Annotated in this window: 24 protein-coding genes; 8 read left to right on the top strand and 16 right to left on the bottom strand. The window is 63.5% G+C overall.

The features are described from left to right. Window positions 1-44: 44 nt before the first annotated feature. Window positions 45-1,199, bottom strand: coding sequence for a cobalamin-independent methionine synthase II family protein (locus NGM29_RS10495; protein WP_254156063.1), 1,155 nt, complete (start codon window positions 1,197-1,199; stop codon window positions 45-47). A gap of 127 nt (window positions 1,200-1,326) precedes the next feature. Beyond that, entirely contained in the window at window positions 1,327-1,866 is a 540-nt protein-coding gene (locus NGM29_RS10490; RefSeq protein ID WP_254156061.1) for a DUF1684 domain-containing protein, read from the bottom strand. Window positions 1,867-2,259: 393 nt separating this feature from the next. On the opposite strand from NGM29_RS10490, the gene NGM29_RS10485 reads away from it, so the two are divergent. Further along, window positions 2,260-2,703, top strand: a complete 444-nt coding sequence (locus NGM29_RS10485) for a universal stress protein (RefSeq protein WP_254156059.1) — start codon at window positions 2,260-2,262, stop codon at window positions 2,701-2,703. A 74-nt stretch (window positions 2,704-2,777) separates the two neighbouring features. Continuing rightward, the gene (gene pdhA / locus NGM29_RS10480) at window positions 2,778-3,890 is read left to right on the top strand and encodes a pyruvate dehydrogenase (acetyl-transferring) E1 component subunit alpha (protein ID WP_254156057.1); all 1,113 of its coding nucleotides are present in this window, start codon (window positions 2,778-2,780) and stop codon (window positions 3,888-3,890) included. Between the two features lie 277 nt (window positions 3,891-4,167). Here the strand turns inward: pdhA and NGM29_RS10475 are convergent, their stop codons facing one another. From NGM29_RS10475 to NGM29_RS10460, 4 genes are all read right to left on the bottom strand, one after another. Beyond that, window positions 4,168-4,521, bottom strand: a complete 354-nt coding sequence (locus tag NGM29_RS10475; RefSeq protein WP_254156055.1) for a hypothetical protein — start codon at window positions 4,519-4,521, stop codon at window positions 4,168-4,170. Window positions 4,522-4,803: 282 nt separating this feature from the next. Next, a complete protein-coding gene (locus NGM29_RS10470) occupies window positions 4,804-5,316 on the bottom strand; it encodes a metal-dependent transcriptional regulator (protein WP_254156053.1) in 513 nt (170 codons plus the stop codon). A 94-nt stretch (window positions 5,317-5,410) separates the two neighbouring features. Continuing rightward, window positions 5,411-6,817, bottom strand: a complete 1,407-nt coding sequence (locus tag NGM29_RS10465) for a hypothetical protein (RefSeq protein WP_254156051.1) — start codon at window positions 6,815-6,817, stop codon at window positions 5,411-5,413. Window positions 6,818-6,987: 170 nt separating this feature from the next. Further along, the gene (locus NGM29_RS10460; RefSeq protein WP_254160538.1) at window positions 6,988-7,569 is read right to left on the bottom strand and encodes a DUF7998 family protein; all 582 of its coding nucleotides are present in this window, start codon (window positions 7,567-7,569) and stop codon (window positions 6,988-6,990) included. A 127-nt stretch (window positions 7,570-7,696) separates the two neighbouring features. Here NGM29_RS10460 and NGM29_RS10455 point away from each other — a divergent pair, with 127 nt between their 5' ends. From NGM29_RS10455 to NGM29_RS10445, 3 genes are all read left to right on the top strand, one after another. After that, entirely contained in the window at window positions 7,697-8,734 is a 1,038-nt protein-coding gene (locus NGM29_RS10455; RefSeq protein WP_254156049.1) for a sodium:calcium antiporter, read from the top strand. Between the two features lie 106 nt (window positions 8,735-8,840). Next, window positions 8,841-9,170 carry a cupin domain-containing protein gene (locus tag NGM29_RS10450; protein WP_254156047.1) on the top strand — a complete coding sequence of 110 codons (330 nt, stop codon included), beginning with the start codon at window positions 8,841-8,843 and terminating at the stop codon, window positions 9,168-9,170. Between the two features lie 105 nt (window positions 9,171-9,275). Further along, window positions 9,276-9,758, top strand: coding sequence for a DUF2267 domain-containing protein (locus NGM29_RS10445; protein WP_254156045.1), 483 nt, complete (start codon window positions 9,276-9,278; stop codon window positions 9,756-9,758). Window positions 9,759-9,827: 69 nt separating this feature from the next. On the opposite strand, the gene NGM29_RS10440 is transcribed toward NGM29_RS10445, so the two are convergent. Further along, window positions 9,828-10,415: a YbhB/YbcL family Raf kinase inhibitor-like protein gene (locus NGM29_RS10440; protein ID WP_425499134.1), complete on the bottom strand. Its 588-nt coding sequence runs from the start codon at window positions 10,413-10,415 to the stop codon at window positions 9,828-9,830. Here NGM29_RS10440 and NGM29_RS10435 point away from each other — a divergent pair. After that, entirely contained in the window at window positions 10,414-10,599 is a 186-nt protein-coding gene (locus tag NGM29_RS10435) for a hypothetical protein (protein ID WP_254156043.1), read from the top strand. The two genes, NGM29_RS10440 and NGM29_RS10435, sit on opposite strands and share 2 nt — an antisense overlap. 91 nt (window positions 10,600-10,690) lie before the next feature. Here NGM29_RS10435 and NGM29_RS10430 read toward each other — a convergent pair whose 3' ends face one another. Continuing rightward, a complete protein-coding gene (locus tag NGM29_RS10430) occupies window positions 10,691-11,083 on the bottom strand; it encodes a secondary thiamine-phosphate synthase enzyme YjbQ (protein ID WP_254160534.1) in 393 nt (130 codons plus the stop codon). A 90-nt stretch (window positions 11,084-11,173) separates the two neighbouring features. Continuing rightward, window positions 11,174-11,641 carry a hypothetical protein gene (locus NGM29_RS10425; RefSeq protein ID WP_254156041.1) on the bottom strand — a complete coding sequence of 156 codons (468 nt, stop codon included), beginning with the start codon at window positions 11,639-11,641 and terminating at the stop codon, window positions 11,174-11,176. A 147-nt stretch (window positions 11,642-11,788) separates the two neighbouring features. Here NGM29_RS10425 and NGM29_RS10420 point away from each other — a divergent pair, with 147 nt between their 5' ends. Together NGM29_RS10420 and NGM29_RS10415 are read left to right on the top strand one after the other, a co-directional pair. Further along, window positions 11,789-12,436, top strand: coding sequence for a dienelactone hydrolase family protein (locus NGM29_RS10420; protein ID WP_254156039.1), 648 nt, complete (start codon window positions 11,789-11,791; stop codon window positions 12,434-12,436). A gap of 15 nt (window positions 12,437-12,451) precedes the next feature. Beyond that, window positions 12,452-13,480, top strand: a complete 1,029-nt coding sequence (locus NGM29_RS10415) for a sulfite exporter TauE/SafE family protein (RefSeq protein WP_254156037.1) — start codon at window positions 12,452-12,454, stop codon at window positions 13,478-13,480. A gap of 101 nt (window positions 13,481-13,581) precedes the next feature. Here NGM29_RS10415 and NGM29_RS10410 read toward each other — a convergent pair whose 3' ends face one another. From NGM29_RS10410 to NGM29_RS10380, 7 genes are all read right to left on the bottom strand, one after another. After that, window positions 13,582-14,679, bottom strand: a complete 1,098-nt coding sequence (locus NGM29_RS10410; protein ID WP_254156035.1) for an Mrp/NBP35 family ATP-binding protein — start codon at window positions 14,677-14,679, stop codon at window positions 13,582-13,584. Between the two features lie 69 nt (window positions 14,680-14,748). Further along, window positions 14,749-14,949: a hypothetical protein gene (locus NGM29_RS10405; protein WP_311136822.1), complete on the bottom strand. Its 201-nt coding sequence runs from the start codon at window positions 14,947-14,949 to the stop codon at window positions 14,749-14,751. Then, entirely contained in the window at window positions 14,949-16,313 is a 1,365-nt protein-coding gene (nrfD, locus tag NGM29_RS10400; protein ID WP_254156033.1) for an NrfD/PsrC family molybdoenzyme membrane anchor subunit, read from the bottom strand. The genes NGM29_RS10405 and nrfD overlap by 1 nt, the downstream gene beginning before the upstream one ends. Continuing rightward, window positions 16,310-17,575 carry a 4Fe-4S ferredoxin N-terminal domain-containing protein gene (locus NGM29_RS10395; protein WP_254156031.1) on the bottom strand — a complete coding sequence of 422 codons (1,266 nt, stop codon included), beginning with the start codon at window positions 17,573-17,575 and terminating at the stop codon, window positions 16,310-16,312. The genes nrfD and NGM29_RS10395 overlap by 4 nt, the downstream gene beginning before the upstream one ends. Before the next feature lie 52 nt (window positions 17,576-17,627). Then, entirely contained in the window at window positions 17,628-18,140 is a 513-nt protein-coding gene (locus NGM29_RS10390) for a halocyanin domain-containing protein (RefSeq protein WP_254156030.1), read from the bottom strand. Window positions 18,141-18,275: 135 nt separating this feature from the next. Continuing rightward, entirely contained in the window at window positions 18,276-18,947 is a 672-nt protein-coding gene (locus NGM29_RS10385) for a helix-turn-helix domain-containing protein (protein WP_254156029.1), read from the bottom strand. A 130-nt stretch (window positions 18,948-19,077) separates the two neighbouring features. Further along, window positions 19,078-19,293 (bottom strand): hypothetical protein, encoded by a 216-nt coding sequence (locus NGM29_RS10380; RefSeq protein ID WP_254156028.1) that lies wholly within the window; start codon window positions 19,291-19,293, stop codon window positions 19,078-19,080. Window positions 19,294-19,371: the final 78 nt, after the last annotated feature.

Genomic DNA, 19,371 nt, shown 5'->3' with positions numbered 1-19,371 from the left:
TACGGTGAACCGCCCCGGGGTCAAGCCCCGAGGCTTCCCGCGGTTTAGTAGAGACGAGTGGTCGCAATGTCAGCACCTTCGACGAGCGCCTCGAGCTTCGCCCACGCGATTTCGGGGTCGACCATCCCGAGGCCGGCCTGCGTACCGAACCCGCAGTCGGGGGCGGCAACCAGCGGTGTCGACTCGTCGATCGCGTCGGCGACGCGTTCCAGTCGATCAGCGATCGTTTCTGGGTGGTCGATGATGTTCGTCTTCACGTCGACGACGCCCGGCATCAGCGTCCAGCCGTCCGGAAGCGGTTGTTCGGTAAACGCACGGTATTCGTGCTGGTGGCGGGGGTTCGCCTGTTCGACGCTCAGTCCGGAGATGTCGGCTTCGTAGATCACCGGTAACAGCTCGACGAGATCAGTATCGAGGTGGTGGGGGCCCTCGTAGCTGCCCCAGCAGGTGTGGAGCCGCACCTGTTCATCCGGGACGTCCGCGAGGGACTCGTTGAGCGCCTCGACGTGGAGGCGCGTCACCGCTTTGACCTCCTCGAGGGGTTCGTCCGCGAAGGCTGCCGTGTGGCCGGCTGTGAGGAGTTCCGGGGCGTCGATCTGGAGAGACAATCCGCTGTCGGCGACGAGTTCGTACTCGTGCGCCATCGCGTCCGCGACGGCGAAGAGGAACTCCTTGTAGGAGTCGTAGTGCTCATTGACGTGCGTGGCCGTGACCACGCTCGGCGATGCCGAAGTCATGAACGTTTCCTCGAAGTCGGCGTCGACCGTTTCGAGCGCCTCGCGAAACGCCTCGAGTTCGGCTTCGGCCTCGTCGACGCCGGTATACTCGACGGGGTCGGTCACGACGGGGTGCATCGAGAGGTCGATGACGTCCGTCTTGAACGTCTGCTCGGCGTACTCCGGGAACGCCTGGAGGTCCGCCCAGAGTTCCTGCTCGCGCATACCGTCGATGCCGCTGAGGCGGTCTGCTACGTACCAGTTGAACGAGACGCGCGATTGTTCGCCGTTGTTGGCGATATCGATCCCCACCTCGGCCTGGCGCTCGACGACAGATCTCGTGGCCTCCGTGACGGTCGCGTTCCATTCGTCCTCGTCGACGTCCGCGTCGTCCTGACGGGCTTTGAGGAGTTCGAGTAGTTTCGGAGGACGCGGAAGACTACCCACGTGTGTCGTCCGGATTCGGTTTTCGGTCGTCGTCATTGGCTCTCACGCAAGTACTCGTTCCGATAGATAGTAGAACCAAGGGGGTTGGTAGCACAGAGCGACGACAGGATCGACGTCCGGCGAACGCGGTGACGTATCGATGGCTGTCACGAACGCGGCGACCCTAGTGATAGGATTTTTCGCCGGCCTCGATTAGCACCTCGAGCCAGTTTTCCATCGGTGGAAGCGGACACTCGTACTGGTCTGCGTACGCACACGTCGGATTGTACGCTTCGTTGAAGTCGAGGATCCAGGTTCCGTCGTTCGTGCGGTGGTGCTCGGACTCGAGGTCGATGTATCGGCCGGCGCCGTACGTCTCCTCGCCGCTGGTTGCGTCTCGAAACGGAACCCAGAGCCGGTCGTCGTCGGGGTCGGCCTTGTACGCCTGGATTGCGACGTCCTCGTCGCCGACGGTGACCCGAAACTCGCCCCAGCGCAGGAACTCACGCTCGCCGTCCGTGCTCGTCCCGACGACCACGTGGTCGGGGTCTTCGTACTCATTGAGGGGAAGTTCGAAGCGGTACTCGTCGTCGATCGGGTAGTACTCGAGGCCGTCGAACGTCTCGCGCTCGGACTCCGGAATCGGAGAGTGTGGGTTCTCGCCGAAGTATCGATCTTTCTCCTCGCGCTGGGTTTCGATCGCTCGTCGCCAGTCAGAGCCCATGATCGAACGAATGTGACGAGTCGTCGTAAAGCCGGCCCTTGCTCGCGTGTAAGCTAAAGCGTCGAGAAGTAAGGACCGTTCACTACGGTCACTGCGTTCTCGGCGACTTCGTTCGACTCAGGTCGTCGTGGGAAGTGGACGGGCACCTCCTGGCTATCGGTACCGGCGTGAAGAATCTCGCTGGTGCAGTAATTGGTACCGGTCCGACGTAAACGCTAATTTCCATCTGTTCTCGTAGATATCAGTCACAGCCTCGAGACCGAAACAGTCTCGAGCGTCGTCGTACGTCGGGATCGAGCAGAGTTGCAGTGACCGAAACGCTTCTCACACTCGGGCGAATGGTGGAACGTGTCTTTTCACCCCAGAGCGATTCAATGTACGAAGTGAACACAAATGTACGACGAGATCCTCATTCCGACGGACGGAAGCACCACTATCGATCAGACGCTCGAGCACGCCCTTCCGATCGCCGCCAACAACGATGCGAGAATCCACGCGCTGTCGGTCATTGACACGCGAATCGTCCAGGCAGCAACCGGCGAGACGCGCGAGGAAATCAAGACACAACTCGAACGTGAGAGTGAGGCGGCCGTAGCTGACGTCACCGAGCGAGCGTCGGACGCCGGACTCGAGGGAGTCGAAGCGGTCGAGCGTGGCACACCGGCCAAATCGATCCTCGAATACGCCGAGACTCACGACATCGATTTAATCGTCATCGGCACGCACGGGAAAAGTCCTCGAGAGAAACGGATTACGATGGGGAGCGTCTCCGAACGGGTCGTCGACAAGTCCCCGATTCCGGTGTTCGTCGTCCGTAGCGCGAACGGAGTCGTATAGACCAACGTGTTTTTCCAAGATTCAATGGTACATCCAACAATACGCTTTTCGTGGCGCTGCCCGATCCCCTCTCCATGATCAGAAACGTACTCGACCGAGAGCCGGACGATCGAGTATCGGTACTCGATTCCGACGGGACCGTCGTCGCCCCGGAGCTCGTACCCAACCTCGACGACGAGACGCTGGTGTCGATGTACGAGGATATGCGCCTGTGTCGGCGATTCGACGAGCGGATAATCAGTCTCCAGCGCCAGGGACGGGTCGGGACGTACGCCTCGCTCGCAGGGCAGGAGGGGGCACAGATCGGGTCGACGTATGCGCTGGCCACGGAAGACACTATTTCCTACCAGTACCGCGAGCACGGGACCGTCCTCTCGAGGGGCTTCCCGTGGGAGTACCTGTTGTACTGGATGGGACACGAGGTCGGAAACGCGGTGCTCCCCGACGACAACGTCCTGCCGCTCAACATCTCGATCGGTGGCCACCTCCCGCACGCGGTCGGGTACGCGTGGGCGGCGAAGTTGCGCGGCGACGACCGCGTGACGCTCGTTCACTTCGGGGAAGGATCGACGTCCGAAGGGGATTTCCACGAGGCTGCGAACTTCGCGGGCGTCTACGACGTTCCGATCGTCTTCTTCTGCAATAACAACCAGTGGGCGATCTCCACGCCGCGGGAACAGCAGACGGCATCGGAGACGTTCGCGGAGAAGGCTCGCGCCTACGGCTTCGACGGCATCCAGGTGGACGGAATGGATCCGCTCGCGACGTACGTCGTGACGGAGGCAGTCCGCAGTCGAGCGGCAAATCCCCTCGATGGAGAGCCTCGACCCACGATGATCGAGGCAGTTCAGTACCGCTTCGGCGCGCACACGACGGCGGACGATCCGACCGTCTATCGCGACGACGCGGAGGTCGAACACTGGAAGGAACGCGATCCTATCAGGCGGTTCGAAGCGTACCTTCGAGGACAGGGGCTGCTCGACGACGAGCGCATCGACGCGATGGAGTCGGCGATCGACGAGACGCTCCAGGAGGCCATAAACCGTGCCGAGTCGTACGAGGGCGATCCCGACGATATATTCGAGGATACCTACGCAAATCCCACAGAAAGACTGGTCGAACAGCGTGCGTTCCTCGGAGACCTTCGGGCGACATATGGGGACGAAGCGTTGCTCGAGGAGAACTAGATCAGTCACGGCGACATATCGAAACGAAGAACTGGGCTCCAGTATCGGAACTACGTTCTCGGAACGGCACTGTATGCGTATCGACCGTTCGCTGGGAAAATAGGTCGTCGGTTCGTCAGAGTCTCAAATCCATGTTTTCAGTACGTATGTTCCCCAGGTGGAATGTCAAAAGAGAAACGCTCCAAAGCCCCGAGAAGGAGGACGACCAGCTGATCGCGTTCAATCGGTGGTATACGTCTTGCTACGTTCGATGGAGTGGTCTGGGCAGCAGGTCGCGTCAGTACTCGTTTTGCACCTTGTCCATCTTACACTGGACACAGAGATCGTCGGCAAAGCAGGCGATATTCTCGTATGGGCAATCGTACGCTTCGACGGTGACGGAGAGGCTCCGTTTCGCGTGTTCCCACTCGGCCGCCCAGTCTTCGATACGCGTATCGACGGAGGTGAACACGACCTCGTCGTCGCGGTCGATGATTTTCACTGCAGTGACGTCGTGTTGGTGTTCTTTCACGGTGTCAATCGCCTCGTAGTACGACGAACAGGCGATCTCGTCAGTGCCGCCAGTATCGTCCAGTAATCGGACTCTGATGGAACCATCGTACTCCTCAGTCGGGTCCAGACCACCTGGCATAGTGGTACTCATGAGACGATACGCTAAAAGACTCACCCCAACCCGTTCCTCGAGCAAACCAATCTCGAGAAACGTCCTCGAGAACGACTCGAGTTCCGCCCCCGCCGATAGTGAACGCAACTAGCAATTCTGAAGCGAGTTTACGCCGGATCGAGTGACGAAAACTGCCTCCGTCACCGCACCGTTCGTGTTCGGATCGTCACTCGATCCGGCATCGATGCTCGTCTCCTTGCAGTATCCGACGGAGAGCAGACGAGTGGCGAATTATGGACGTTCAGCGGGCTATCCGAACGTTCCAACGAGACACGTCCCGTCGTCGGCGAGACGACGACACGTTCGTTCGCGGGGGCGGTCGATACGCCGCTCGAGGCGGACGAGCCCTGGTCCCGGGAGTTCGTACCCGATGCGGTAGGCGGTCTCGTCGTCGATGGCGTACGAGAGCGTACGGTCGAAGAAGGTGGCGACGACGCACTGACGCCACGCCAGCGCCTCCGCGTGTACCGTTCCGCGGTCGGTCAGTTCGAATCCGGCGTAGGGTTCTGTCTCGAGGAGCAAGGTGTCGGCGAGTACGTCGACCATCTCGGTGACGCTGGCCGGCGCGACCGACAGCCGTTCGGCCAGCTCGCCGACTCGCACGCAGCGTGTTCCGCGACCTGAGAGCCAGTAGCCACCGAGAAGGTACCAGCCGGAGGTGGCGGTGAGCACGTTCGTCGAGTCCGGATCTGGGCACTCGCGCCTCGAGTCGGCCCTCGTTACCCTGGATAGTTCACGGCTCGAGCTTGCTGTGGTGTCCATCGACCACTACTCACGCGTCTAGCCGGGAAATTGCTCGTCCGAATACGTTCGTATTTCGGTCTCCGGTCGTGGGTCATCGGTCATCGGTTGTCGGTCACCGGTGGGAGGTCGAGTCGACGCCGGACTGGGGCTGAGAGGACGACGACTCGCTTCCTGACTCCTCGCTCGAGAATCGTCCGAACAGCAAGCCCGGCACCGAGTGGGGACTGTGTCGCCTGAGGACCAGGACCACGTTGAGCAGAAAGAGCGCGGCGCCGATCGTGACCGAGAGCCCACCGGTGGTCGAAACCGCTCCCAAGACCGTTCCCGAGAGCGCGAACGCGTCGCTGGCGACCAGCAACCCCACTCCGACGACGAAACAGACGAAGTCGGCACGCGCCACCCGGTCGTCGTAGAGGTCGTCGATCATGGGTACCGGTTCGAGGCCGAGTCGGTCGCTGTAGCGGTGGACCCAGACGATGAACGGAACCACGTGGTAGAGCGTCCCGAGGGCGACGAAGCCGATGACGCCGAGAATCAACAGCGAGAAGGCGCCGGGGGCGCCGAAGAGCGTGCCCGGGTCGAGCGGGTCGCGGAACCAGGCTGGGCCGGTCCAGATCGCCCACCCACCCATCGCCACGGCGAGGACGGCGTACCGACTGAGCATCGGCGTCCAGGGCACCTGTGCCTCGAGGAGCCGACGGGCCAGGATCACGCTCATTCCGAGGGCGCTGGCGACGACGAGGATCGCACCCACGCGGGCGAGTGGCGCGACGTCGAAGAGCCGTCCTCCAGCCAGCGCGAGGACACCCACGGGGTGGCCGACCGACTCGAGTCGACGGAGCGGGAGGTCGATCCCGTGGAGACTCGACTGGGTGAACATCGTGGCGAGTTGGTAGAGCGCCCCGTAGACGGTCGTGAGGACGGCTCCGTAGAGGGCGAGGGTCGCGTGGCTCATCCGGACCGATCCGTGGTTCACGGGCGCATCCGCGAGAATCGGCCGCGTCAGGCCGGCCGCGAGAATCACGCCCAGGCCCGTTAGCAGCACGAAGAAGCCCAGCGCGATGGCGAAGTGACGCTCGGTGGTGTCCCACGGCCTGGCTCGGCGGAGCGTTCGCCCGACGTTGTAGACGAACGTCCAGAACCCCGCGAGCATCACGAACCCGCCGAGCGGGAGCCAGCGGTACGCGCCCAGCAGAAGCGCGGCGGCGAACGCGAGGAGGCCGACGACGACCAGCCACAGTTGTGCGCTCGCCAGCCGCCTCGAGTGGATGGCGACGCCAGACCAGACCGGGACGAACTGGGTCATCGCGCCCATGATCGTCACGGCGACCCAGCCCACCAGCAGGAGGTGAACGTGTGCCAGCCCGAGATTCCCGGGAACGACCGTTGCGCCGAACGATTGGACGGCCCCCGCGAAAGCTCCGGCGAGCAACAGCCCGGTCCCGACCAGGAAGTGTCGAAGGGGGATCGTCATCGGCGGACCTCGATCCGCGTCGATCGATCCCGGTATCGCGCTCATATTCAACGAAAGGAGCTCGAGCTACCTCGAGATGGTTCCGAACATATTCCGGTCGGCGTTCGCTGGCGGGTATTTTGATGGCGGGGCGGCAAGCAACGAAAGCGTCCGTCTCGAGAAACGAGCAACGGGAGACGATGAACGAAAAACGCGACGTTCAGAACGTCAGAACGTCAGAACGGCGCGTCAGAACTGCCCCGGCTCGGCCCCGTCGCACCCATCGAGCGCTCCATCGGATTGGACCCGATGTCGCCACTCGGCTCGTGATCGACCGCACCCGTCTCGAGGAAGGCGGCCTCGACCTCCTCGAGCTGGGCGTTGATCGCCTCGCTCTGGTGGTGCATCGGCGCCGCGCGAACCGAGACGAGGTCGTACTCGTGGCGTTCGAAGAGCCCGTTCCAGGCCCGGAACGAGCCGATTGTGAGGGTATGCGTCTGCGGGCAAAACGGCGTCGTCGGGGTGAACTCCGCCCGGAGGACCGCGGGGTCGTCGCGGTCCCGGGCGTACCGGTAGCCGGCGCCCGGGTGGCGGGTGTCCAGGTTGAGCCTGGCGAGGTTGTAGTTGAAGGTCATGTCGTAGACCTTCCGCTCCTCGAAGCAGTCTCGCGTGAGCCGATGAAACGCGAGGTGATCGTCGCCGGTCAAGATGTCGTGCTCCTCGAGGGACGGCCCCGGCTTTGGCACGTTTTCCGGAACGTACTCGTCGTAGCCATCGAAGAGGTCGTCCGCGCCGAACGGGGATCGAAAGCCGCGCATACCGAACGAGAGGAGCTCCGGCACCCTATGGGTGGTCCCGGACATATTCGCGGCGAGCGCATCAGGCGCGTCAAACACGTCGACATTTCGGACCGGTTTATACCCTCCCGCCCCAACACGTCCGTCAATGGTCTTCCCAGGAGTCCTGGCAGGCGGGTCGCTGGTCGACGTCGCCGTCGTTCTCGTGGCCACGGGCGTGATCTGGATCGGAAGCGGTTGGCTCGAGGGGTCGGCTGATACGCTCTCGACGTACTACGAACTCCCGGCCGTCGTCCAGGGATCGATCGTCGTCGCCGTCGGCTCGAGTTTTCCGGAACTCGCGAGCGTCGTGTTCACGGCGATCGGAGGAACGTTCGACATGGGGGTCGGCGCGATCGTCGGCTCCGCGATCTTCAACATTCTGGTTATCCCCGCACTCGCCGGCATCTTTTCAGACGGAACTATGGAGACGAACCGGGCCATCGTCTACAAGGAGGCCCAGTTCTACATGATCGCCGTCTCGGGGTTGATCATCACGTTCGCGCTGGCGGTCATCTACAACCCCGTCTCCAACGGCTCGGGACTGGGCGGCGAAATCACCCGCCCGCTCGCGATGCTCCCGATCGGGCTGTACGGCCTGTACCTCTTCATCCAGTGGCAGGACGTCAGCGATTACGAGGCGACGGAGGCGAAGCCGGCGATCGACCTCGCTCGAGAGTGGGCGAAACTCGCTGGTGGACTGCTCCTGATCCTCGTAGCGGTCCACCAGCTGGTAGGTAGCGTCGAATCGCTCAGCACGACGTTCGGCATCCCGGAATTCCTCGCCGGCGTCACCATAATCGCGGCCGCAACGAGTCTACCGGACATGCTGGTGAGCATCCGGTCGGCTCGAGGCGGAAACGAGGAAACGAGCCTCGGCAACGTCCTCGGTTCGAACACGTTCGACCTGCTCGTGGCGATCCCCATCGGCGTGTTGATCGTCGGGACGGCCGCGGTGGACTTCGCGGTCGCCATCCCGATGTTCGGCGTGCTCACCCTCGCCACGGTGGTCCTCTTTGCGGTCATGCGAACCGACCTCTCGTTGACCACCCGGGAGGCGTACTTGCTGCTCGTGAGCTATCTGGTGTTCGTCGGCTGGGTGATCGCGGAAACGATCGGCGTAACCAACCTGATCAGGGGCGTCTGAGTCCGATCGGCGCTCGAGGCCCGCACGTGACCGCACCACTCGAGTCAAGGCAACCGAATCGATTCGGGCGAATCCCCATGGGCCCGGGATTCGTGGGTACGACTATATGTCAGAACCGACCGCCGATTCCGCCGCACCAACCGAGCGCACCGTCCTCGAGGACCTCGAGGGAACACCCCACGCCCGCGTCTTCAAGGGCGAGCCACAGACGATCAGGCTCACGCTCTCCGCCGGCGACTCCATCGCCCCCCACCAGCACCCCGACCGACAGATCGTCTTCTACGTGCTCGAGGGACGCCTGACCGTCACACTCGGCGAGGACGAACACGAACTCGAGGCCGGCGACATCGTCCGGTTCGACGGCGACCAGTACGTCTCCCCGGAAGCCATCGAGGACAGCGTGGCCTTGCTGGTGCTGGCGCCTCGAGTCGACTAGCGCCCGTCGCCCGGTTCTATCGACGCCCTCGAGATCGGTTCGACAGCGAACAGCCTCATCCACCCACTGTGGGTTTATCATGCTGATCGTCGTCCGTTCACTGCCATGAATTTCGACGAGTTCACCGGCGAAATCCAGCACCGCCTCGAGCTCCCCGGCACCGGCGAGACTGTCCGCGCAATCCGGGCGACGCTCATGACCCTGGGGCAGCGCATTCCCGAGGGGGCAGCCGAGGACCTCGCCGCCTCGCTCCCGATGGAGATCCAGTGGTACATGACCGGCGCCGTCCACGAGCACGGCCAGCGATTCGACTGGAAGGAGTTCGTCTCGCGAGTTAGCGACATCGAACGCGCCGAGCCGCCGAAAGCGGCCTATCACGCTCGCGTTATCGTCGACTTCGTTCGGACGCAGGTTCCGGCTTCTGACTTCCAGCAACTCCGGGATCAGCTCCCCGAAAGCGAGGACGACGAGAACTGGCGGAAACTCTTCGAGATCGTCGATGGCGGCGGCTGGGGCGAGGCCGAGGAGGCCCAGACCGGCGGCGGTCCACAGTCGGCGAACGACAGCGTTGACGACGACACCACGTGACAGTGACGGCCTCGAGTAACGGAGACGACGGACAAATCGACGGATCCCGTTGGATTCCGCCCAGCCGAACTACGGCGGATACGTTCCGGTCAACTGCGTTTGTGCGGTCACGTGCCCGTCCATGGCCGCTCCGAGGTCGTCGGCCGAGGCACCCGCCTCGAGGTCGAATACGGCGTCGAGGGCGTACGCTTTGAATCGATAGGTGTGCTCGGCGTCCGGTGGCGACGGGCCGCCGTAGCCGACGCCGCCGAAGTCGTTCTCGCCCTCGACGGCGCCTGCGGCCTCCCAGTCCTCCGGAATCGTTGTCGTCTCCGGCGGCACGTTCCACACCAGCCAGTGGACCCAGATCCGCCCGGCCGGTTCGACGGCGTCCGAATCGTCGACTACCAGTGCGAGTGAGTCTGCGTCGTCCGGTACTCCCTCGATCTCGAGCGGCGGGTTGACGTCCCGTTCGCCGCGTCCGTACCTGTCGGGAATGCGCTCGCCGTCGCCGAAGGCGGGGCTGGTGAGTCGGAGGTCGCCCCGCTGGGTCGCCCTCGCGAGTGCAGGGTTGTCGCCGTCGCCGTTCCCACCGCCCGAATCGCCGGGGCCGCCGAACCCGCCGAAACATCCCGCAAGAATCGTGACGAGTGCGGTCGTTATCGTGCGTCGTGTCATGTTCATCTCCGTTCTGTCGTGGCTCATTTTCGCGTTCTCGAGCGTCCTGCGGATCGTCTCGAGCGCCCTGGGGATCAGCGTCGTCCCGTCCAAAACGACGCTCGCAGCCTCGAGTCGGTACGGAAGCCGAGTCGCGAAAGCCGAGCGCTCGAGTCGGGTGTGTGGACCACTGCCAGGGGAATAAAACACCTACCCGTCGACAGCAGAGGACTCCCGGTCCGATCGGTAGCGGATGTAGCCGTTCGCCGTTCCCCAGTCGACAGGTGAGTACGCGATCACGCCGAGAGCGCCGTCACGCGGAGGCGACGGGTTCGCGGTCCGTCATAGTCGACGAACAGGATCGACTGCCACGTGCCGAGCGCGAGTTCCCCGTCGACGATCGGCACCGTCACGCTCTCGCCGAGGATTATCGCACGAAGGTGGGCGTCCGCATTGTCGTCGATCGCATCGTGATCGTAGCCGTCCCCGCGCGGGAGCAGTTGCTCGAGGGTGTCCTCGAGGTCGGCCAGGAGCCGCCGTTCGTTTTCGTTGACGATCACCCCGGCGGTCGTGTGCGGGACGAAGACGGTGCACGTGCCGCTCTCGACAGCGTCGGGAAGGGCGTCTTCGACGGTCGCCGTCACGTCGACGACGTCGAGTCGGTCGGTGGTCTGAATCTCGAGTTCCATCGGTTGCATCGTTACGTCGTGTCGTTATTGGGCCTTGCGCGAGTCCGTCGTCTCGAGTCGTTCCCCTCAGCGTCCGGAGCCATAATACGGTCACTCACGCGAGAATCGAAGTTCCTTCGCAGGATCCTCGGCGACGACCCACCAGTGGACGTCTCGCTTCGGATGGCGCCGCTCCACGTGCTCGCGAAGTTGCTCGCCCGTGTCGAAGTCGTCACCACAGAGGTTACAGCAGTGGTGATGGTGTTTTGGCGACACGAGATGATCACGACGGCCATCCCAATGAATGCGAGGGGCCAGTCGCGGCTTCGTTTCGGCTTGTTGGGCGGCTGCTCGAGAAAACTGGACCGCTAACCGGTCGAAGTGGAGAAACCGCGGATGATCGACGATGAGTTCCGATAGTACGGCGAACGGAACCGCGATCAGAACAACGATACCGATCACTTGCGGAGTAACCGCCGCGTCGGTGGCGACGACGACGGCGAGCACGTCTTCGGTGACGCCGAAGGCGACCCCGATGACGAAGAACTCGAGCAGGCGTTTCAGCCGCTGGACGTGCATACGCTGTCGACACCTCGAAACGGGATATTCCTTCGTGCACGGGTGACCAGTCGATCCGCCACGAGTCGATCCACAACGACTCAATTGGACGCGTTCCCTCTTCCCTCCCCCTCCAGACTCAAGGTCGTGGCCGTTGAACGAATCTCGATGGGAACCAGCGAGAACGAGGATTCGATCGTCACGATCACCGCAAACGGGGTCGAACTCGAGGGCGAGTTGCTTGTCCCGGACGGGGCCACGGGCGTCGTCCTGTTCGCTCACGGCAGCGGCAGCAGTCGGCACAGCCCGCGGAACAACTTCGTCGCCGGGCGAGTTCGCGACCGCGGGGTCGCCACCTTACTGTTCGACCTGCTCACCGAGGCGGAGGATCGGACCTACGAGACGCGGTTCGACATCTCCCTGCTGACCGACCGACTGGTCGGTGCGACCCGCTGGGTGCGGAACCGGGACGGCGTTGGCGCCTTTCGAATCGGTTACTTCGGCTCGAGTACGGGTTCCGCGGCAGCCCTGCGAGCCGCGGCGCAGCCAGAGACCGAGGTTTCGGCAGTCGTCTCCCGTGGCGGCCGGGTCGACATGGCCGAGGCGGCCCTCAAGCAGGTCTCGGCGCCGACACTGTTCATCGTCGGCGGGAACGACCACCCCGTCCTCGAGTGGAATCGCGAAGCCTACGACCGGTTGTCGAGCGAGAAGTCCCTCGAGGTGATCGAGGGCGCGTCTCACCTCTTCGAAGAACCGGGTGCGCTCGAGTCGGTCGCTGACCGTGCCGGCGAGTGGTTCGAACGGAACCTCGCCTGACGAAGTCGGGGAAGCATGGACCTAGACCTGGACCCCACGATCGAGAATCCGGACACGGGCCCGACGGCCGCGGAGATTCCGCCGGAAACGCCCCCGAGACGAATCGGAATCGAGGCAGAGGCGCTGGACCGCGAGCAGACGACGCTCGAGCGGATGCGACTGCCGAGAGCGGCGCTTCGGCGATTCGCCCTACTCGGCGGACTGTATGTGGCGACAGTCGCGGGAATTTCGCTGCTGTTAGACGGGGGAACGGACAGCCTTCCGTTCGTGCCCATCGTCGTCCTCGTCGCGTTCGTCTTCGAGACGACGGATTCCGCGGCCGGAATGGGGTTCGGAACCGGGATCGCGCCACTACTGTTCGTCCTGGGGTACGGGCCGCTCGAGATCGTCCCCGTGCTGTTGCTATCCGAGACGCTGACGGGGATAGTTGCTGGCGCTGTCCACCACAACGTGGATAACGTAACGTTCTCTGTGCGACCGCTCAACGACGAGACGAAACTGCTGGCCCTGCTCGTCGGTGTCGGGTCGGTCGCCGTGCTCGGCTCCGTGATACTCACGTATTTTACGCTCGGACTTTCCGACGTCGTCATCGAATCATACGTGTCGATTCTCGTGGTGACGATGGGGGTGGTCGGCATTTTACGGGCGAAATTGCGGACGCGAATCGAATATCGACCGCACCGTCTTTTCGCGTTCGCACTGCTCGCCGGGGTGAACAAGGGGATCGGCGGTGGCGGTTACGGCCCCGTCGTGACACTGGGACAGATCCTCTCGGGTGTGTACGAAAAAAGCGCCGTTGCGATCACGACGCTCGCGGAAGGGATCGTGTCGATCGTCGGTGCGTTCGCGTTCTTCCTCCTGGTCTTTCAAGGCGTTCCGGTCGATCTTCACCTCCTTCCGTCGATCCTCGCGGGCGGGTTTTTCGCGGCTATCATCGCTCCCTACGGCGTCCGGGTCGTCCCGAACGCGGTCTGGCGGTACCTCATCCCGATCTACGCGTTCGCCATCGGTGTGCTGGGACTGGCGCTCGGTCTCGAGGTGTGACGAATTCGGGCGAAGTTCTTACTATAAAAGGTATAGCTGTCGTAGAAACGGTGGCAGTATTCGAGCGATCGACGGGAAACGGGAGACAGGAAACCGAACGTCTATTGGCCGGCCGCGGACGGAACGGGCTCTTCGACCTCGTTCGCCGTTGCGTCGGCGACTCGAGCCCGGTTCACCTCCCCGATCCGGTCGGCGACGGTTTCGATGAGGTCCTCGAGAGCACCCTGGACGGAGCTCGAGTCATCCTTGACCGGCGGGACGTCGCGCTCTTCGGCGCCGAACTCGGGATCGAGGGGGAGTTTCGCGAGCAGCGGGACGTCGTAGTCGGCGCTGATGTCGTCGCCGCCGTCGCGGCCGAAGAGGTCGTGCTGGTCGTCACAGTTCGGACACCGGAATGTCGACATGTTCTCGACGATGCCCAGGATCGGCGCGTCGTGTTCCTGGAACATACGCAGCCCCTTCCGGGTGTCGTCGACGGCCATCTGCTGGGGCGTCGTAACGATGACAGCCCCCGCGACGGGCATGAGCTGGAGGAGATTGAGCGTCGCGTCGCCGGTTCCCGGCGGCAGGTCGACGATGAGGTAGTCGAGGACGCCCCACTCGACCTCCTGGAGGAACTGGGTCATGATGTTGTTGACCATCGGTCCCCGGAGAATCGCCGGGTCGTCCGCGTTCTCCGTGAGAAAGCCCATGCTGATGACGCGGACGCCGTCCGACCGGGGCGGGACGAGTTCCTCGTCTGGCGTAATTCCGGGTTCGCCCTCGATCGGCAAGATGCGCGGGACGTTCGGACCGTGGATGTCCGAGTCGAGGATGCCGACCCGTGCACCCATCTTCTCGAGGCCGGCCGCGAGGTTCGCGGCGACGGTCGTCTTGCCGACGCCGCCCTTACCACTCGAGACGGCGATCACGTTCTTGACTCGGGGGAGAATCTCCTCGTCGAAGCCGTGGTCCTCACCCACGTGGGCGCGAACGTCTGCCTCGAGGTCCGCGTCGAGGTCGGCGACGACCTCGCGGATGCGGTTCCCCATCGTCATCTCGGCAGGGGCGTAGGGCGCGTTGAACGCCAGCGAAATCCGGGCAGTGTCGCCCTCGATCGAGACGTCGTTGACGAGGCCGAGCGAGACGATGTCGTCCTCGAGTTCGGGGTCCTGTACGGTTGCGAGTTGGGTTCGGAGGTCGGATTCGGATACAGTCATAGGTTTGGTTTGAGTCGGGAGTCGGTGTCGTTCGTCGCTCGATACGCGGGTCGAAGGGCAGCGGTGAAATTAGAAGAAGATCACGTCGAGAATCACCGTCTTGATGAACATAGCGGTCCACAGGAGCGTGGTCAGTCCGACGAGGTAGACAACCCCGAGGGTCGCCGTCTTTCTGTCGCGGGGCTCACCGAGATACCACGCCAGGAGGACAACGTAGACCGGAACCAGGATGATCCCAAAGATGAGCCACGTGCCGGGGCCGAACTCCATTACGCGTTCACCTCCATTGGGGAGTCAGCCGTCGGAGCCGATTCGGCCTCGTCGTCGTGACCCCGCAGTTCCTCGATCGCGTGGAGTTCGACGACCGGGATTACCTTCGCGACGACCATGAAGAACATGGTGACGATGGCGATGGTCCCGACCAGCGAGGAGAGCTCAACGAGGCTCGGGAAGTACGATCCGGGGACGCCGCTGTAGAGGCTGAACGTCGGATGCATGAGCCCCTCGACGACGAAGAGAATCTTCTCGACCAGCGTCGCACAGAGCACCGCGACTGCCGCGGCGATGCTGCGCTCGAGGCTAAACAACGACGGGCGGAGCGTCTGGGCGAAGACGTACGCCATCGTCCCGAAGACGAGGCCCATCGACACCCAGTACAGCGGCTGAGCGAGTTTGGCGTGCATCGCGTAGTCGACGTCGACCGGCGGCGCGAAGACGCCGTTAATGACCTGCTGGAGCTGGAGCCAGAGGAACAGCAGACTGAAGAAGCCGAGCCACAGCAAGAGCCCGCGGAACACGTCGTCAGTGATGATGTGGTCCCAGTCGTAGGTCCGTCGGAACGCGTAGGAGGCGATCAACACGCCGCTGATAGCCGAGGTCAGCGCGATGGTCAGGAACTGCGGGCCCTGAATCGCGCCCGACCAACCCGGCATCGACGACAGCAGGGCGAACAGCCATGGGATTACCCCACCGTGGAGCAACAGCGGCGCGAGGATGATGATCCCCAGCGCGAGCCACCAGACCATCCGATCGACGACTTCGTCTTCTTCCTCGGTGTACCCGATCGTCAACGCCCGGTACAGCGGCTCGAGTCGGTCCGGGAGGTCGTCGCGAAGACGCGTCACGTCGTAGCGTATCGTCAGTGCGAGGTAGGTCGCGGTCATCACGAAGTAGAGCGTGATGACGGTCACGTCCCAGACCAGCGGCGAGGTGTGGATCGTCTCGTGGTAGTTGAGCAGGATGCTCGTGACGATCCGGTCCGGTCGACCGACGTGGATGATGATGTACAGTCCGGCTGCCGTTAGCCCGGCGATCGTCAGCAACTCCGCGAGTCGGGCGACCGGCTTGTACCGGTCCATGCCGAGCAGGCGGACCGCCGCCGATAGGATGATCCCACCGTGAGCGATCCCGACCCACCAGATGAACGCGCCGATGTACAGCCCCCATGTGACGCCGCCGCTCGAGCCCCAGTCCCCGAGGTTGGTGACGATGAGGCCGTCTCGGAGCTGGAGTCCCCAACCGATTAGGAACGTGAGGATTCCAAGAGAGAGGATCGCGAGCAGACCGTAGTATCCCTTCGAGGTGCGCTGCATCGGCCGAACGATGTCCGCTTCGCTCGGACGTTCGGTGCTCACGGCGAGACACCTCCGGCGAACGTGCCGTCGTCCAGGACTTCCTTCCGGCGGTCGAGTTGTCCGACGTCCTCGTAGGCCACGGGCCCTTCGACCTGTTTCGCGTCGGGGCCCGGTTCGTTCCCGACGAAGACGACGTTCGGGTCGGTGCCGAGTTCCTCGAGCAGTCGGAACGTCGAGACTTTGTTCTCGGTCCGGTTGTGGAACGTCTCGCGGTCGTTGGGGGTTTCCTCCCGGACCTGCTCGAGGTAGCGGTTGGGGTCGCTGTCCTCGTCGTTCATGTCCCCGAAGTGGATGGCATCCATCGCACAGGCGTCCTCGCAGGCGGTCGTGCCGATCTTGTCCTCGCCGCGCTTGCCGTCCTGGCGGGAGGGGCACATCGTACACTTGCCCATGACGCCCTTCGGCGGCCGACTGTCGACCCGGCGGTCGCGCCCATCGTAGACGTGCTCCGGATCGAGTTCCGACTGCGGGGTGTCGGGTTCGCCCCACTGGAAGTAGTTCACGCCGTAGGGGCAGGCCACCTGACAGTACCGGCAGCCGATGCAGACGTCGTAGTCAGTCAGGACGAGGCCGTCCTCGGTCCGCTTGTGTCTGGCCGTCGTCGGACAGACCTTCTGGCAGGGGGCGTCCGAACAGTGCTGGCACGTCCGCACGAGGAAGTTGTGGCCGTCCTGGTCGGGCTCCTCGTAGGTGAAGACGTACATCCAGTTGGCCCCCATCGAGGTGTTGTTCTCCTGGCTGCAAGCGACCACGCAGGCCAAACAGCCGTCGCACTTCTCGAGGTCGATGACCATCCCGTACTGCGTGCCCTCGTCTTCGGCCTCGCCGGCGGCCGCGGCCGAGTCGGCGCCCTCGGCGCTGTCCACCGTGGCCCAGGTGCCGAGTCCGAGGAAGAGTCCCGCGGCACCCATCTTCTTCATTACCTCGCGGCGGTCCATCTCGCCGTCCTCCTCGAGGGCGGCCAGTCTGTCGGCCAACGAACGCTCGTCGTCGATGTCTTCGAGCCCTGCCAGCTCCTCGGGCAATTCGGTGTCGTCGACCTCGAACTCCTCGACGACCGCGTCGTGGTAGCGCGCGGCGAACTCGGCTTCGGTCAACTCGCCCGCGACGAGGCGCTGGGCGTCCTTGGCCATCGCCAGCCCGAGGTCGGCGTCGTACTCGCCGTCCTCGAGTAGTTCGCGCATCTCCGCCTCCCATTCTTCGGTGTGGAGCGCCTCGAGCGTCTCCGTGGCGTCGCCGGATTCGGCTTCGTCGGCGCTCATACGCGAGCCCACCTCGGCGTCAGCGTCGTGAATAGTGCGATCATGGCTGGAGCTATTCGACGACGACGGCGCCTTTCATGCCCATGCTGACGTGGGGCGAGCAGTGGTAGGTGAAGGTACCGGTCTCCTCGAAGGTGTGTTCGAAGGTTTCCCCCTCGTCGCTCAGCATCTCGCTCTCGAAGCTTCCGTCCTCGGCGATGACGTCGTGTGGGCTGCCGGCGCCGGTCCACTCCCAGACGACGGTCGTGCCCGAGTCGACGACGATGGCCGCAGGCCCGTACGCGAAGCCGTCCGAGCCAGCACCGACGTCGACGGTGACCTCGGACTCGCCGGTGTGGTCCTCGACGCCGTCGTAGTTGTTGGCGTCGTCGAGGTAACCGTCGAAGTCGTAGTCGGCGCCGCCGTTCCCGTTCCCGTTGCTGTTCCCGCCATTTTCACTTCCATCACTGTCCCCGTTCCCGCCGCTAGCTTCCTCGTCCTCGAGACACCCGGCGAGTCCGCCAAAGACGAGCGCTCCCCCGACGGCCCGTAGAAATCGCCGTTTCCGTTTATCGTGTACAGTCATGATACCTCTGGCGGCAGTATGGACGACGGATATAGGATTTCAGTGGTGGTTTCCAGACCACGGGAACACGCCCGATGATGTTCGGAGAAACGTACTGTTTGCTCGAGAACGAGAGAATTGCGTCTGTATGGTCGCTCAGGACACCAGTTCCTCCTCGAGCGGAGGCTGTCGTTCTACATCGACCAGATTCTCGACGAACTGCTTGATGATCGCCTCTTCGGCCCGATGGAGCGTCTCGCTGCAGGTCGATTTCGCGATGCCGAGACGGTCGGCAAGGTCGGTCAGCGAACACCGGCGCGGGGTATCGTAGTACCCGTGTTCGACGGCGGCGACGACGAGTTCGTGCTGGCGCTCCGACAGTAGCTGCGTGTCGTGGAGCCGTTCGTGGACGCTGTCGATACGGTACTCGAGACCGAACCGAGAGAACTGGTCGGCCAACTGGGAAAGTCGGTCCCGAGAGCCGGCGACCTCGAGGGTCGCTTTCCCCTGTCGGATCTCGACCGGGAGTTCGATCGGCATACCAGAGTCGCGCGAGGAGAAGAGCAACAACGGGGCCGTGGTCTCGAAGTGGACCGTTGCCTCGTTCTCGCTCCACTGAATTAGCGAGATTTCGGTGAGCTGTGGATGGTCCTCCATGTCCTCGAGGACGGCCGGGACGTCGGGACCGGTGATTCGAACCAGGGCAAATCCCGATTCGGCGCCCGGAACCGCGGCGTCGACGTAGAAGGTTGCCTCCGGGTGGGCGCTCGAGACCTCCTGCACCCACACCTTCTCCGGGAGCGTGACGGTGAGCGTCGCGTGAGCCATACGAACACGTTCGGTTGCGTTCTTCCTAATTACTACCCCAGAATGTGACCGGTCGGGAACGACCGTGGGGTTTATCATCTCGAATCGCCACCGCGGCTGGATTTCGATCGAGGGCGGCGAACAGCGGACGTTAGCGCTCGCCGGACGTCGGATGGGAGTCGGCATAGACTTGCCAGAAGGGAACCAACAGAAGGAAGAGAGCAACGGTGAAGGCGGGGACGGCCAACCGCGCTGGCAGCCCGAGCCACCACAGCAGGGCCGTGCTTCCGAGGGCGAGTCCGACGTGGAGGAGGACCGCAACCTGGACGGTGAGGAATCCGTGTGTGCCAGCATCGGTCGGATACATCGAGTATCGGTACCGTTCGAATCCGCATAAGTGTTCTCGCGTATCCGACACGACGACCGCCAGGATGCTACCTGAACT

Source organism: Natronosalvus rutilus, assembly GCF_024204665.1.
Taxonomy (GTDB): domain Archaea; phylum Halobacteriota; class Halobacteria; order Halobacteriales; family Natrialbaceae; genus Natronosalvus; species Natronosalvus rutilus.
The sequence above is the reverse complement of the archived record's forward strand: the minus strand, read 5'-3'. Positions and strand labels throughout refer to the sequence as shown.